Raw genomic sequence first — 13,753 nt, 5'->3', positions numbered from 1 at the left:
CTCTGATTGATTCTCCGGGGCATTGCTTCTAACGTTTGCGTTAGAGGTGATAAGATGTCCCAAATTCTATCATGGATTATTGCCGTTCTGCTCTTAGCCGGAACTGGATTTGGCGCGGTCTGGCCAAGTTTTGGCCAGACCGCGCAACAGTCTGCTATCGGCGGGGCGGACGGATCAGACCTCGTGACCTATCCGGCTCTCTCTTTACCTGAGAGGGACGCCGTCGATGCGTGGCGCCGTTGGGTTGATCAAGGCGTTGCGGGTCGGAATTCGACCGGAGAAGAGCGCTCGGACGAATATATCGACGGTTTGCGGCAGAAAGCGATGGCCGCCGATACCGAATTCGAACGCGAACTGTTCACACGCGCAGCCAGAGACCAGTTCATGCGGTTCACCTTGCCGCCGACGCTTGCTGACAAGCGACTTAAACTGCAAGAACTCGGTCACACCCTGTCAGATGAGCAATTGGTCCGGGTCCAGGAGGTTATGCACCGCGAGGCGTTCTCCATGGATATCGAGAACGCGGCATGGCTGGAACGGGCGTTCGATGCCAATGGACGCGAATGGTGGCCGATCTCTGAGATTGGCGAAGATGCGTCCTTTCATCTCTGGCTTCTGGTGCAGCATGCTGATCACGACCCAGCCTTCCAGAGGAAGGTGCTTGCGAAGATGGAGCCAATGATCGAAACGGACGAGGTCGATAAAGGCAGCTATGCCTATCTCTATGATCGGGTCATGAGCGGTGCTGGACAGGCTCAACGCTATGGCACCCAGTTGGAGTGCCGAGATGGACGATATCAGCCCAAACTTCTGGAGGACGAGGAAGGTTTAGAGGCCCTTCGTGCATCGGTCGGCCTAGGGCCGATAGCCGACTATCTCGGTATGCCAAGGTTCGATCCTGCACATTGTGATGCGCCTGCTTCGCCTGACTGAAGCGTCATGTCCAATCTTTTTGAAAGCGTTCTTTCGTGTTTCATGGCAAGTGAAACTGGAAGCTTTACTGTCGCTGGGAGTGATACATTCATGTCAGAAGCGCGCCGCCTGATATCTACTGGTTCGCCATTCGAGAAGGCGTTCGGCTATTCGCGCGCTGTCGTGCAGGGGGACTGGTGCTTCGTGGCCGGGGTAACCGGCTATGATTACGCCTCAATGACGATGCCGGAGGATGCCGCTGCACAGGCAGAAGCCTGCTTTGCCACAATTGGCCGCGTCCTTGATGAGGCAGGCTTCGCGATGTCGGACATTGTGCGCGTCCAGTACACGCTGACCGACCGGGCGCTGGTCGATGAAGTTGCGCCCGTTCTTGGAAGGCATATGGGCAATATCCGGCCTGCGGCGACCATGGTGATCGCGGGATTGATTTCGCCTGAAATGAAGATCGAAATCGAAGTGACAGCGTTCCGCGCGGGGGCTTGACCCTCCGCCACGTCATGCCTTGCCTGCTTTCCGCTAGTCGATAAGCTCTCCATCGATAAAGGCGAAAAACGCCTCAAGGGAGGACTACATGATCGGTATCGTCGCGAAGCTGCAAATCGCTGAAGGCAAGAATGATGAGTTTGAGCAGGTCGGCAAGGACCTGATGGCCAAGGTCAAGGCGAATGAGCCTGGCTGTCTCACCTATCAGCTCTATCGCTCACAGTCCGATCCGCAGACCTATATCTTCATGGAACAGTATTCTGACGATGAGGCGCTGAAGGCGCATGGTCAGACCGAATACTTCAAGGCGGCCGGCCCAAAAATGGCAGGCTGTCTCGGCGGCAAACCGGAAATCGAACGCTACGATATCGTTGAATAAAACCCTCTGACGCGTCGTCCCCGAAGGAGGGCCCGATATGGTTGAGACCGGTAAACCGAGCCTCGCGACCCGCCTTGCCTATGGCATTGGCGGCGCGGCTGGCGGCATCAAGAACAATGGCTTCGAATACGTCCTCCTGCTGTTTTACAGCCAGATCATGGGCCTTTCGGCCGTTCTCGTTGCGGCGGCGCTGTGGATCGCTCTCCTGATCGACGCCTTTTCCGACCCGGTCGTCGGTTACTGGTCAGACAATATGCGGACGAAATGGGGTCGTCGGCACCCTCTGATGTACACCGCCATGCTGCCGGTTGCGATTGCCTATTTCTTCGTCTGGAATCCGCCGACAGAACTTTCAGGCTTTAACCTGTTCGCCTGGTTGCTCGGCTTCACGGTGATTGTGCGGTTGATGTATACCTTCTTTGAGGTGCCAAGTACCGCGCTCGCGGCAGAGTTGACGCAGGATTATGATGAGCGCACATCGCTCATGTCCTTCCGGTACTTCTTTGCATGGGTCGGCGGTCTGACCGTTCAGATCATCCTATTCTTCTTCCTGCTGCAACCGAGCGAAGGCGACCCGTCTGGCTTCTTCCACATTCCCGGCTGGAATACGTATGGCCTGATTGGCGCGAGCTGTATCCTCGTCTCGATCGCCATCACATCACTCGGCACGCACAGGCATATTCCGCACCTCAAGGCCCCACCTGCGGCGCGCAAGCTGACCCCGGTTAAGATCCTTGGCGAAATATGGGAAACCGTGTCGAACCCGTCCTTCCGGGCGCTTTTCATTGCGACGCTTTTCGGCCTTCTGGCGAGCGGTATATCTGCAACCCTGAACCAGTACATCAACGGCTTCTTCTGGGAATTCACCAATGACCAGATCGGCGGACTGACCGTTGCGGTTTATGTCTCGGCCATTCTTGCGCTCGTCATCGCGCCGCCGGTTGGCAAGGCTTTCGGCAAGAAGAAGGCAGCCATCATCATCGGCTTCCTCGCCTTCACGATTGCACCCATGCCAGTGATCCTGCGCCAGTTCGGCCTCCTTCCGCCAAACGGCAGCGATGCGCTCTACTACATCGTGATCACCGTCACGATTTTCGATTTAGCGCTCATCATCGCTTACCAGATGCTGGCTGCCTCCATGGTGGCTGATATCGTCGAGCAGAATGAACTTGCCACGGGCAGGCGGTCTGAAGGCATCTATTTTGCTGGCATCAGCTTCATGCGCAAACTTGCCCAGGGCATGGGCGTGCTGACGGCGTCTGGCGTTCTGGCGGTTGCGTCGATCACACCGGGTATGCGGTCCGCGCAGGCGAGCGAGGAATCCATCCGCATTCTTGGTTGGGGCTATGCGCTCAGTCTGCTCACGCTATGGACGATCATGATGGTCTGCATCAGCTTCTACCGGATCAGCCGTGAAGACCATGAGGCCAACCTCGAAGCGCTCAGATCAGGGGCGACGGCAGAGCCGCGTTTCGAGAAAAGCTAGGCTCCTCAGCTGGTGCCAGCTGACAAAAATGTTATGCGGTGCCAGATTGCGCCCTCGCCAAGGCCGCAATAGAGCCATTTTCATGATGCATAACACCGCTATGACACGGCACGTTTCGAAACTGCTCTTCATAACGGCCATCGCAGTCCTTGCGCTGCTGGCCGTTGTTATCAGTCCGCTATTTTCATTCGGCCAGCAGGCTGGCGCGCAATCCCAAGCCAACGAGGCGCAGTCCACCCAGTCTGAGGCAAGCCCGTCACGGGCAGACGAGGACAGCAATTTCTTCATGCCCGGTCGGCGCGTGCCGCAAAGCCAGGCAGAGATCCAGCTGTCCTATGCGCCTCTGGTCAAACAGGTCTCTCCGGCCGTTGTGAACGTCTATACCAGCCGCGTCGTGCGTCAGAGCAATTCGCCTTTCGCCAATGACCCCATCTTCCGACAGTTCTTTGGCGCGACCCCGCGTGCCCGTGAGCGGGTGCAGAACTCGCTCGGCTCCGGTGTGATCGTGTCGGATGATGGCGTCATTGTCACCAATAGCCATGTGGTGAAGGATGCCGACCAGTTCCTCGTTGTCCTGTCCGACCGGCGCGAATACGAGGCTGAGCTCGTCCTGTCCGATGAGCGCACCGACCTTGCCGTCCTGCGTATCGACAATGATGGCGACCCGCTCCCCACGGTCAAATATGCAGACACGCGCGACACTGAAGTTGGCGATATTGTGCTGGCCATCGGTAACCCGTTCGGCGTTGGACAGACCGTGACCACAGGCATTATTTCGGCAACAGCACGCACCGATGTTGGCGTATCGGACTATTCCTTCTTCCTTCAGACCGATGCAGCGGTTAACCCAGGCAATTCCGGCGGCGCGCTGATCAATACGAAGGCAGAGCTTGTCGGCGTGAACACCGCGATCTTCTCGCGCTCCGGCGGCTCGAACGGGATCGGCTTTGCCATCCCGGCCGAAATGGTACGCCGCGTCGTAGACGCAGCCGTGAATGAAGGCATGATCGTGCGGCCTTGGCTGGGCCTGAAGGCACAGTCTGTGAGTTATGACATCGCTCAGGCGCAAGGTCTCGACCGCCCACTTGGCGTCATGGTTACGGAGGTTTTCCAGAACGGCCCGGCCGATGAAGCCGGTATCGCCCGCGGCGATCTGATCACCGAGATTGATGGCCGCGAAGTGTTCGATGAGCGGGGGCTAAAATTTCTGGCAGCAACGCGTTCCCCCGGTGAATTCTCCGAGCTGACCGTCCTGCGCGGCGGGTCTTTCGACACTATCAGCGTAGAGCTGGCGCCGCCGCCCGGCGCGACTGAGGCAGAACTTGAACTGCTGGAAGGCCGTCATCCTTTCTCCGGTGCGGAGGTTGCAGAACTGTCGCCCCGCCTCGCCGAAGAGCTTGGCCGTGACCCGTTCGAAACCGGTGTCCTTGTCACGCGCATTCTGCGCGGGGCCTATGCCTGGCGTGTGGTGCGCCCCGGGGACCTGATCGTGTCTGTGAATGATAAGCAGATCGAGGGCCTCAGCGATCTCGACGAAGCACTGGGTGGAAAGACGTCCACCTGGGCGATCGAGCTTGATCGCAATGGACGCCGGATCAGCGGCACACTGCGCCTCTAGGCGAATTCGAGAATTAGCCCGGTCAAGCCTCGCCACCTGTGGGCGGCGGTGCTAGCGTCCGCATCAACATCAGATGCGGAAGGCTTGATCCATGAAACTCAGAACTGCTCTGGCGCTAGGCGCGTCCGTGCTGGCCTTTGGCTGCGCACAGACACAGGAAGCTGACACGACGGCCCCAACGCCGCCGGGCGAAAGCGCCGATGCTTCAGACGCGCCGCTTGTCGGCGTTGAGGTGGAGACGTATCCGGCCGCGCTGTTCCACGAGACAACCAGCTATTCTCTCGCTTCTTCGGGCGGTTATGTCTTCTCAGCTGAGGGCGGTGACATCCTTGCCTCCACTGATGTGACCGGCATTTACAATGCGGTGACGATGGATGAGACCGGTGCGGTCACAGCGCTCACCCACTCCAATAGCGACGCGATCTACGCCCAGTCCTTCTTCCCAGACGACAACAGAACACTTCTGACCTCTGATGGCGGCGGCGACGAGATCTTTCACGTCTATGTGCGGGAGGAAGATGGGACCCTGCGTGACCTGACGCCGGGTGCCGAGGTGCGCGCGAGCTTTGTAGGCTGGCGCAGCGACGGGGAGGTTTTCTACATTCAGACCAATGAGCGCGACCCGCAGACGAATGATCTTTATGCCTATCAGGCAAGCGACTATTCGCGCAAAATGGTCTTTCAGAATAACGGCAAGGATATTGCCGACGTCTCCCCGGACGGGCGCTGGCTCGCGCTGTCGAAAGACCGCACCAATGCGGACTCCAACATCTTCCTTATCGACCTCCTGGCCGACGAGCCGGATGAGCAACTCATCACCGAGCATGATGGCGACATCTCCTATGGCGTCTATGACTTTACGGCTGACAGCGAAACGCTGATCTATGCCACGAATGAGTATGGTGAGTTCAACCAGGCCTGGACCTATAATCTGGCGAGCGGAGAGCGCAGCCCTCTGATCCAGTCCGACTGGGACGTGTCCTACGTCTTCGACAGCCCAACAGGTCGGTACCTGGTTTCCGCGATCAACAATGATGCGCTGACGGAACTGACCATTCTCGACAATCAGACCGGTGAGGAAGTGGCCCTCAGCAACATCCCGGATGGCGAAGTCGGTCAGGTCCGCTTCAGCCGCGATGAAAGCGAGATCGCCTTCGGCGTGAACACCGATACATCGCCCTTCAACCTCTACATGGCTGATCTTGAAACCGGCGAAGCAACGCGGCTCACGTCCGCGCTGCCGGAAGCGATTGATGAAGATGACCTCGTGACGGCAAAGATCGTGCGATACCAGAGCTTTGACGGTCTCGACATTCCGGCTGTTTTCTACATGCCGAAACAGGCATCGGCGGAGAACCCTGTCCCGGCGCTCGTCTGGGTGCATGGCGGGCCGGGCGGGCAAACAACGCGCGGCTATTCGGCGACGATCCAGCACCTCGTCAATCATGGCTACGCTGTGCTCGGCGCCAATAATCGCGGCTCGTCAGGCTATGGCAAAACCTTCTTCCACCTCGACGACCAGAATCATGGCGAGGATGATCTTCAGGACATTGTTTATGGCCGCGAATACCTCGAGGGCGTTGACGGCATCGACCCGGACAAGATCGGTATCATCGGCGGCTCCTATGGGGGCTTCATGGTAGCGGCCGCGCTCGCGTTTGAGCCGGAAGTCTTTGATGTCGGCGTAAATATCTTCGGTGTGACCAACTGGCTGCGCACGCTTGAGAGCATTCCGCCATGGTGGGGCTCGTTCCGTGATGCGCTCTATGACGAGATGGGCGACCCGGCAGAGGATGAAGAACGCCTGCGCCGGATTTCGCCGCTCTTCCACGCCGACCAAATCACGAAGCCGCTCCTGGTTATCCAGGGCGCAAACGATCCGCGCGTTCTGCAGGTCGAAAGCGATGAGCTGGTTGAGGCGGCCCGTGCGAATGGCGCGACAGTGGAGTATGTCCTCTTCCCCGATGAAGGCCACGGCTTCCAGAAGCGAGAGAACCGCATCACTGCGTCAGAAGCCTATGTCAGTTTCCTCGACACCTATCTGAAGGGTGAGACTGCGCTGCAGGAAGCGGATGCAGCAAGTGATAACGCCGCAGACTAGGCAGGTCCAACGCGCAACAAAAAAGGCCGGGCGATTGCCCGGCCTTTTCTTTTTCTGTCGAAGCCAGCGAGGCCTTACAGGCCGCTGACGATCAGCTGAAGCTCTGAATTGCCAGCCGTCATGGCGGACTGGTCTGCGTCCAGCGTGTCCGGGCGGTTTGCTGTCGGATACGCGTCAGCCAGCATGGCGAGGACTGCGTCAGCCTGTTCAACGAATTCCGGCGCGTCGGCTTCAATGTCGGCGCGGTGGTCTTCCAGCAGCGCGTTCGCCGTGTTGTAGAAACCATAGCCGTCAAGATATGGTTCATAGGCGTCCGTGCGGCTCGCTGAGTCATATTGCGCGGTAGCGCGGTCGATCTGGTCTGCGATCACTTTTGCTTCCACGACGGCTTCGCTGTCGCTGCCCTCGGGTGCCTTTTCGGCAGCCGCGCGAAGCGTTTCGATGATGTCATCTGCGCGGGCGCGGAGGTCTTCAGCGGACTCTTCGGCGAACACGGCGGCGGAGGCATCGCTCAGCTTCTGCGCGAAGGGTTCGACGCCCTGCTGGACGAGCACTGGCTCGAAGTCGAGCAGGATCTCGCTAACCGGGTGGGCGAACATCTCGCCGGCTGCGCGGCGTTCGCCCGCGTCCAACGCATCGATACCGGCGCGGATATGCGCTTCAGTCATGGCGAGCGCGCTGCGATAGACAGCTGGGTCTTCTGCGGCTGCAGTAAGATCAACGCCGCCCTCGCCGCCTTCACCTTCCCCGCCTTCTCCCTCACCGCCGTCGCCCTCACCTTCGCCGCCGGACATCGCGTAGGAGGAGGTGTCAGTTTCGGCGTCGGGTGTCTGGGTTGCCGCCGTATCGGTATCTTCGGCTGCGGCGGTTTCGGTCGGAGCAGGGGCTGTTTCCACCTCATTGCCGCACGCTACAAGGCCGCCAAGAAGGGTGGTCGACAGGCCGAGCGCAGCAAGAGATTTGTATTTTGATGCCATAGAGGTGCACTTTCATTGTTGCGAGTGTTCCAGTAACGCCTAGCTATATCTGCAAATAATTCTCAAAAGCAAGATGCTGATCACGATTCCAGACATACTTGACGCAGCCGCCCTCACTGAGGCGAAAGAGCTTCTGGCGAAGACCGGCTGGGCCGATGGGCGCAAGACGGCGGGACCAGAAGCAGCGAAAGTAAAGCGCAACGAGCAGGCGGATCTGTCGTCCCGCTCGGGCACCGCGCTGCATACATTGCTCAATGATGCAATTCGCAAGAACGCGGTCTTCCAGGCCGCCGCTCAGCCGGCGCGCCTGTCACGCCTGCTCGTCAGCCGCAGCGGCGAGGCGCAGGGCTATGGCACCCATGTCGACAATGCGCTGATGGGCACAGGCGCGAACCGGATCAGGACGGATTTGTCCTTCACGCTTTTTCTCAATGACCCGGCCGATTATGAGGGCGGTGAGCTGACCATCGACTGGGCGGGCATGATCCATTCCATGAAGCTCGAAGCTGGCTCGCTCCTCCTCTATCCATCGACCAGCCTGCACCGCGTCGAGACGATCACGTCTGGCCAGCGCACAGTCTGCGTCGGTTGGGTACAGAGCCAGGTCCGTACCAGCGAGCAGCGCGACATCCTGTTCGATCTTGCGAACCTGAAAGTCTCCGTGCGCGCCTCCCTGCCAGAAGGCGCGCCAGAACATCTCGCGCTTTCAAAGGTGATCGCGAATCTGCGTCGCCTCTGGTCGGAGGTCTGACAGCGGTTCAGGCGGCCGCGCGGCTGCCAATCGTTGTGCGGTGGAGCAGGCGGTCATGCCCCTGATAACCGCTCGTCGCCATATGAAGACATGAGCGATTGTCCCACATCAGTAGCGTGCCCGCCGACCATTTGTGGCGGTACTGGAACTCTGGCCGCGTCTGCCAGCGATAGAGCTCTGTCAGCAAAGCCCAGCTCTCTTCCTCATCCATGCCTTGAAAGCCGATGATGTATCCAGCGCAGCCAAAGATGCCTTCCTCGCCGGTTTCAGGATGCTTGCGGATGATGGGATGGGACTGCGTCGCGAGCGCCTCATCCGAAGAGCGGATGTCCATGCTCCGGCCTTCATCATTCTCGCCATATAGGCCTGTCTTTCCATAGCCGTTTCGCGCCGAATGCACGGCCATCTTGCCGTCCAGCTTCTCACGCAGATCGTCAGGCATCTCCGCCAGCGCCTTGTGCTGATTGGTGAAAAGCGTGTCGCCGCCGATGGGCGGAATCGTAATGCCATAAAGGCACGTGCCAGCAGGCGGAGAGGCCTGAAAGCTCCAGTCGGTGTGCCAGGTCTCGGCAAAGACCGGGCCGGTCTCATCGGCCTTGCGTTTGACGGCAATGATGTGCTTCCGGCCCGGTATCGGCGCGATAAACGGATCATCGCCAAAGGGTCCGAAGTATTGCGTGAACCGCTCCAGATCATCATCGCTGAGGATCTGGTCCGGAAAGGCGAGGACGTGATGGGTGAGCCAGGCCGTACGGATATCCGCAATGGTTGCCTCACTGAGGGGCTGGCTCAGGTCTATGCCTGTTACGCTCGCCCCGCACGCCTCACCGCTTTTAGTGATGGTCAGTGTCATGGTTTCCTCCAGCTGCCATCTTATCACGGGCACTGACGCGGGCTAGGTGTGCAGCATGAGTGATCTCTTTTCCGCTTCGGGTATGGCTGATGAGGCGCCTCGGCCGCTGGCTGACAGGCTGCGCCCGGCAAAGCTGTCCGAAGTCGTAGGGCAGAACCATCTGCTCGGGCCTGACGGCGCGCTTGGGCGGATGCTGTCAACGAAGCGCCTCTCCTCGATCATTTTCTGGGGCCCCCCCGGCGTCGGCAAGACGACCATTGCCAGGCTGCTCGCCAAGGAAACCGATCTCGAATTCGAGGCGATCAGCGCGGTCTTTTCGGGTGTAAAGGATCTGCGCGCCGCGTTTGACCGGGCCGAGAACCGGCGCAGCACGGGGAAGGGCACGCTGCTCTTCGTGGACGAAATCCACCGCTTCAACCGTGCCCAGCAGGATGGCTTCCTGCCCTTCGTTGAGGCGGGTGTCGTGACCCTTGTGGGTGCCACCACGGAGAATCCGAGCTTCGAGATCAATGGCGCGCTCCTGTCGCGCTGCGCGGTGCTGACGCTCAAACGCCTGACACCAGAGGCACTGGAAGAATTGCTCGTCCGCGCCGAAGCGCTTGAGGGACGCAAACTGCCACTGGAGCCGCGCGCCCGCGAAGCGCTGATCGACATGGCCGACGGCGATGGCCGCTACATGCTGAACCTTGCCGAGCAGGCCTTCACGCTGGCTGATGAGGGGACGGAACTGACGCCAGAGGCGCTGAGCCAGGCACTCCAGAAGCGCGCGCCCGCTTATGACAAGGACCGCGAAGAGCATTACAACCTCATCTCCGCCCTGCATAAATCGGTGCGCGGGTCAGACCCGGATGCGGCGCTCTACTGGTTCGCCCGCATGGTCACAGGCGGTGAAGATCCGCTCTACCTTGCCCGCCGCATCGTCCGCATGGCGTCAGAGGAGATCGGCCTCGCCGACCCGACGGCGCTGATGATCGCGAGTGAAGCGGCCCGCACCTATGAGCGCCTCGGCAGCCCGGAGGGTGAGCTGGCCCTCGCGCATGCCGTCGTTCACCTCGCCACGGCGCCGAAGTCGAACGCGGTCTATACCGCCTGGAAGGCGGCTCAGCGCGCCGCGAAAGAGACCGGATCCCTGATGCCGCCAAAGCATATCCTGAACGCGCCCACCGCCTTCATGAAGGGCGAGGGCTATGGCAAAGGCTATGCCTATGACCATGACGCCGAGGACGGCTTTTCAGGCCAGAACTATTTCCCGGATGGAATGAAGCGCGAAAGTTTTTACCAACCCAAGGGGCAGGGGCGCGAAGGCCCCATCGCTGAGCGGCTGAAACGCTGGGCAGAGCTGCGTAAGAGCCGGGGTGAATAACGCATCTGCGATTGCAGCCCGGCCCGGCTTCTGCTGGTATCGCAAACAGATTGATCAAAGGGGTAACAGGATGACGGGTTTCAACTTTCGCAATGGTCTCATGATGGCAGGCGCGCTGGCGGTGCTCGCCGCGTGCAATCCGGACGCTGAACCAAGCGGCAGCGAAATCTTTGCCCCGGCTGAGGCCCAGTCCAGCGCCGAAGTCGCCGCGCCCATGAGCGTGGCGCAAAATGTGGAGTCCATCCATGAGGGCATGCTCGTCATGGACACCCACCTCGATACCCCCGCCTATTTCCACACGCCTGATTACGACTTTTCGGTTCGCCAAACCTTTGAGCAGAACGGCACCCACGTTGATCTGCCGCGCATGAAGGAAGGCGGTCTTGATGGCGGTTTCTGGGTCATCTTCACCGCGCAGGGTCCGTTGGATGAGGCATCGTACGACGCTGCCCGTAACCAGGCGATGCTGCGTCAGATGTCGATCCGCGAACTTGCAGCGAAGTATAGTGACGAGGTCGAACTTGCGTTCACCGCCGATGACGCCGAACGCATCGCAGGCGAAGGAAAGCGCGTCGTCTATCAGAGTATGGAAAACGCCTATCCTCTGGGCACCGATGTGTCCTTGATGGAAACCTTCTATATCGGCGGCCTGCGCATGATCGCGCCCGTCCATTTCCGTGATAGCCAGTTCGCCGACAGCGCGACCGACGTCTCAGGCGACTCCTATGGCGGCCTGTCGCCTCTCGGTGAAGACCTTGTGCGCAAGGCCAACGAGCTCGGCATGGTGCTGGATGGCTCGCACGCTTCGGATGAAACCGTCTATGATATGATCGAGCTGTCCACGACGCCGATCATCCTGTCCCACACTGGCGTAGACGGCGTCTACGACCACTTCCGCAACATTCCGGATGAGCTGCTGACGGCAATCGCTGAAGATGGTGGTGTCATCCAGATCAACGCGTATGGCGGCTACCTTGAAGCGCTGGAGCCAAGCGCTGAGCGCCAGCAAGCCATGGCCGACCTGGAAGAGCGTTTCGGTGGCAGCTATTACGATCTCGACGAAGCGACGCGCGAAGAATACTCCGCCGCCCGCGAAGAGATCGACGCGCAGTACCCGGCACCGCGTTCCACCTTCGAGAAGTTCATGGAGCACCTTCTTTATGCGCTCGACCTTGTCGGCCCGGACCATGTCGGCATGGGCGCCGACTGGGATGGCGGCGGCGGCGTCGACGGAATGACGGATATCACATTCCTTCCAAAAGTGACCGCGGCGCTTCTTGAAGCCGGCTATAGCGAGCAGGACATTGAGAAGTTCTGGAGCGGCAACATGCTGCGCCTCCTGCGTCAGGCAGAAGAGGCTCGTACCTCTGAACTGCAATCGCCGACCGTTCTGAACTAACGCGGTCAAGGACGAACTGCCGGGAGTCGAATAATGGCGGATTGGATTACACTACTGCCGCCTGTCCTGGCGCTCGGCCTCGCGGTCTGGACGCGCAACGTCTATTGGGCGCTGGGCCTCGCCATCTGGACATCGGAAACGCTGATTGCCGGGGGAAACCCGGCGCTTGGCCTGCTCGGCGGCGTCGAGCGGGCGGTCTCCGTTTTCGGCAGTGAAGGCAATACCCGCATCCTTCTGTTCTGTCTGATCATCGGCGCGCTGATCGAGTATATGCGCCGGTCAGGCGGTATTGCCGGCATGGTGAACTGGCTGGTGCGTACAGGCGCAGCGGGCACGCGGCGGCGGGCAGGCGCAGTCACAGCGCTGACCGGAACGCTCATTTTCGTTGAGACCAATATCAGCCTCCTGACGACCGGCATCATGGGGCGACCGCTCTTCGACCGGTTGAAGATGAGCCGGGAGCGCCTCGCCTATATTATCGATTCGACGTCCGCCCCTGTCAGCATCCTGATCCTGCTGAATGGCTGGGGTGCTTTTGTCCTTGGCCTTATCGCAGAGTACGACCTCGACAATCCGCTGGCCGTGCTCGTGGGGACCATCCCGCTCAATTTCTATGCGCTTTTGACGCTGGCGGGCGTTTGGCTGACTGTCATCAGCGACCGTACATTCGGCCCGCTGCGCGCACGTGAAGAGCAGACGATCGCGGCGAATGACGATGCACCTGAAGAAGAGACAGGCACGGGCAGCGCGTTCAATATGGGCGTGCCCCTGCTCGTGCTGGTCGGCGGCGCGCTCGGCTTCATGCTGTGGACAGGCGGCGGCAACATGCTCGAGGGTTCAGGCTCTCAATCCATCCTGTGGGCGGTCTGCATTGCGACCGCTGTCGCTTTCCTTCTTCTGCTCCGATCCGGCAAGGAGCCGAAAGGCAGCCTCATCGAAACAGGCTTCAAGGGCATGGGCGATCTCCTGCCTGCGGTTACGGTGATCTTCCTCGCGCTGGTGCTTGGCGCGAGCCTCAAGGCCCTTGGCACCGGCGAAGTGCTCGGCAGCCTTGCGGGCAGTATCTCCTTTGCCTGGGCGCTACCTGCCATCGTATTTGTTGTGGCGGGTATCACTTCATTCACGACCGGCACGAGCTGGGGCACCTATGGCATCCTTGTTCCAGTCGCCATCCCGCTCGCGCTCGGCAGCGGTGTTCCGCCGTCGCTTGCCCTCGCGGCGGTGCTCGGCGGCGGCGTTTTCGGTGACCATTGCTCGCCGATATCTGACACCTCGATCATCGCCAGCTTGGCGGCTGAATGTGATCATATTGAACACGTGCGTACTCAGCTTCCCTATGCGCTCAGCGCCGGACTGCTCGCAGTGGTCAGCTATCTCGCGGCGGGTATTGCCACCACGCTTTGAAGCGTG

The 13,753-nt window shown here is 60.0% G+C and carries 12 protein-coding genes; 10 read left to right on the top strand and 2 right to left on the bottom strand.

Annotated features, from left to right (window positions below):
- The first annotated feature begins 54 nt into the window (after positions 1–54).
- The 6 genes from D1224_RS03195 (at position 55) to D1224_RS03170 (ending at position 7,000) form a co-directional block, all read left to right on the top strand.
- Positions 55–933, top strand: a complete 879-nt coding sequence (locus tag D1224_RS03195) for a DUF6624 domain-containing protein (protein WP_119378484.1) — start codon at positions 55–57, stop codon at positions 931–933.
- 90 nt (positions 934–1,023) lie between these two features.
- Positions 1,024–1,416 carry a RidA family protein gene (locus D1224_RS03190; RefSeq protein WP_119379875.1) on the top strand — a complete coding sequence of 131 codons (393 nt, stop codon included), beginning with the start codon at positions 1,024–1,026 and terminating at the stop codon, positions 1,414–1,416.
- 88 nt (positions 1,417–1,504) lie between these two features.
- A complete protein-coding gene (locus tag D1224_RS03185; RefSeq protein ID WP_119378483.1) occupies positions 1,505–1,795 on the top strand; it encodes a putative quinol monooxygenase in 291 nt (96 codons plus the stop codon).
- A 37-nt stretch (positions 1,796–1,832) separates the two neighbouring features.
- Positions 1,833–3,281 (top strand): MFS transporter, encoded by a 1,449-nt coding sequence (locus D1224_RS03180; RefSeq protein WP_119378482.1) that lies wholly within the window; start codon positions 1,833–1,835, stop codon positions 3,279–3,281.
- 85 nt (positions 3,282–3,366) lie between these two features.
- Positions 3,367–4,899: a Do family serine endopeptidase gene (locus tag D1224_RS03175; RefSeq protein WP_407647452.1), complete on the top strand. Its 1,533-nt coding sequence runs from the start codon at positions 3,367–3,369 to the stop codon at positions 4,897–4,899.
- A gap of 91 nt (positions 4,900–4,990) precedes the next feature.
- Complete coding sequence (locus D1224_RS03170) at positions 4,991–7,000, top strand: alpha/beta fold hydrolase (protein ID WP_119378480.1); 2,010 nt, start codon at positions 4,991–4,993, stop codon at positions 6,998–7,000.
- Between the two features lie 74 nt (positions 7,001–7,074).
- Here D1224_RS03170 and D1224_RS03165 read toward each other — a convergent pair whose 3' ends face one another.
- Positions 7,075–7,977, bottom strand: a complete 903-nt coding sequence (locus D1224_RS03165) for a hypothetical protein (RefSeq protein WP_119378479.1) — start codon at positions 7,975–7,977, stop codon at positions 7,075–7,077.
- 73 nt (positions 7,978–8,050) lie between these two features.
- On the opposite strand from D1224_RS03165, the gene D1224_RS03160 reads away from it, so the two are divergent.
- The gene (locus D1224_RS03160; protein WP_119378478.1) at positions 8,051–8,728 is read left to right on the top strand and encodes a Fe2+-dependent dioxygenase; all 678 of its coding nucleotides are present in this window, start codon (positions 8,051–8,053) and stop codon (positions 8,726–8,728) included.
- A gap of 7 nt (positions 8,729–8,735) precedes the next feature.
- Here the strand turns inward: D1224_RS03160 and D1224_RS03155 are convergent, their stop codons facing one another.
- Complete coding sequence (locus D1224_RS03155; protein ID WP_119378477.1) at positions 8,736–9,581, bottom strand: TauD/TfdA dioxygenase family protein; 846 nt, start codon at positions 9,579–9,581, stop codon at positions 8,736–8,738.
- Positions 9,582–9,636: 55 nt separating this feature from the next.
- Between D1224_RS03155 and D1224_RS03150 the strand changes: the two genes are divergently transcribed.
- From D1224_RS03150 to D1224_RS03140, 3 genes are all read left to right on the top strand, one after another.
- The gene (locus D1224_RS03150) at positions 9,637–10,944 is read left to right on the top strand and encodes a replication-associated recombination protein A (RefSeq protein WP_119378476.1); all 1,308 of its coding nucleotides are present in this window, start codon (positions 9,637–9,639) and stop codon (positions 10,942–10,944) included.
- Between the two features lie 70 nt (positions 10,945–11,014).
- On the top strand, positions 11,015–12,343 hold the full coding sequence (locus D1224_RS03145) for a dipeptidase (RefSeq protein ID WP_119378475.1): 1,329 nt from the start codon (positions 11,015–11,017) through the stop codon (positions 12,341–12,343).
- A gap of 33 nt (positions 12,344–12,376) precedes the next feature.
- Positions 12,377–13,747, top strand: a complete 1,371-nt coding sequence (locus tag D1224_RS03140; RefSeq protein ID WP_119378474.1) for a Na+/H+ antiporter NhaC family protein — start codon at positions 12,377–12,379, stop codon at positions 13,745–13,747.
- Positions 13,748–13,753: the final 6 nt, after the last annotated feature.

The organism is Henriciella barbarensis (genome assembly GCF_003576345.1).
In the GTDB taxonomy this organism is placed as follows: domain Bacteria; phylum Pseudomonadota; class Alphaproteobacteria; order Caulobacterales; family Hyphomonadaceae; genus Henriciella; species Henriciella barbarensis.
This window is presented reverse-complemented; position numbering and strand designations above follow the sequence as displayed.

Coding starts and splice junctions, on each gene's coding strand:
- D1224_RS03185 (WP_119378483.1), top strand. CDS start 1,505: ATGATCGGTATCGTCGCGAAGCTGCAAATCGCTGAAGGCAAGAATGAT.
- D1224_RS03155 (WP_119378477.1), bottom strand. CDS start 9,581: ATGACACTGACCATCACTAAAAGCGGTGAGGCGTGCGGGGCGAGCGTA.
- D1224_RS03190 (WP_119379875.1), top strand. CDS start 1,024: ATGTCAGAAGCGCGCCGCCTGATATCTACTGGTTCGCCATTCGAGAAG.
- D1224_RS03145 (WP_119378475.1), top strand. CDS start 11,015: ATGACGGGTTTCAACTTTCGCAATGGTCTCATGATGGCAGGCGCGCTG.
- D1224_RS03150 (WP_119378476.1), top strand. CDS start 9,637: ATGAGTGATCTCTTTTCCGCTTCGGGTATGGCTGATGAGGCGCCTCGG.
- D1224_RS03170 (WP_119378480.1), top strand. CDS start 4,991: ATGAAACTCAGAACTGCTCTGGCGCTAGGCGCGTCCGTGCTGGCCTTT.
- D1224_RS03160 (WP_119378478.1), top strand. CDS start 8,051: ATGCTGATCACGATTCCAGACATACTTGACGCAGCCGCCCTCACTGAG.
- D1224_RS03165 (WP_119378479.1), bottom strand. CDS start 7,977: ATGGCATCAAAATACAAATCTCTTGCTGCGCTCGGCCTGTCGACCACC.
- D1224_RS03140 (WP_119378474.1), top strand. CDS start 12,377: ATGGCGGATTGGATTACACTACTGCCGCCTGTCCTGGCGCTCGGCCTC.
- D1224_RS03175 (WP_407647452.1), top strand. CDS start 3,367: ATGCATAACACCGCTATGACACGGCACGTTTCGAAACTGCTCTTCATA.
- D1224_RS03195 (WP_119378484.1), top strand. CDS start 55: ATGTCCCAAATTCTATCATGGATTATTGCCGTTCTGCTCTTAGCCGGA.
- D1224_RS03180 (WP_119378482.1), top strand. CDS start 1,833: ATGGTTGAGACCGGTAAACCGAGCCTCGCGACCCGCCTTGCCTATGGC.